Below are 585 nucleotides of genomic sequence, written 5' to 3'. Positions count from 1 at the left end.
ACCCTATGATCTGGTCTCGGTCGCCGGAGGCTGGAAGCATCTCACCCGCCCGGCCTATGCCGATGCCATCCGCTGTGCAGTCGGCGGTAACGAACGCCCGGCAGACTTCACGCAATCTGAAGTGCTGGTGCTGATGTGCATCGGCTACTTCCAGCCGATCACCCGCGCCGAACTGTCGTCTTTCTTCGGCAAGGAGATCAGTCGCGATTTTATTGGTCATCTGCGCGGTGCCGGCCTGATCGCTTCCGGTCCGCGCAGCCCAACGCCGGGCGCGCCCTACACCTATGTGACGACAAAAGAATTCCTGCTTGAGTTCGGGCTCGACACGCTGCGCGACCTGCCGGATTTCGAAGCGCTCGAGGACGCAGGGCTACTTTCCAAGGAGAAGCTGCTGGCAGGCGATATTCCGGCCGGGTTGGGAAGCGGGGACGACGAGGACGAGGAAGAGCCAAAAGCACAGATCGTCGAAGATGAAATGTCTCTGAGTGGCGGTCTCGGTTAGGGACTCGCTTTAGGGGGCAGAACATTTCAGTTCAAAAAGCGATGGGATGGAAGGCTCTCTCTCCCGGTGCTAGGCGAGCGAGC

Annotated in this window: 1 protein-coding gene; it reads left to right on the top strand. The window is 60.2% G+C overall.

Annotated elements, in window-relative coordinates:
* A partial coding sequence (locus tag EN935_RS39385; protein WP_164771900.1) for an SMC-Scp complex subunit ScpB occupies nucleotides 1-502 on the top strand: 502 nt, incomplete at its 5' end.
* Nucleotides 503-585: the final 83 nt, after the last annotated feature.

It is taken from the genome of Mesorhizobium sp. M7D.F.Ca.US.004.03.1.1 (assembly GCF_003998635.1).
GTDB lineage: Bacteria > Pseudomonadota > Alphaproteobacteria > Rhizobiales > Rhizobiaceae > Mesorhizobium > Mesorhizobium loti.
This window is presented reverse-complemented; position numbering and strand designations above follow the sequence as displayed.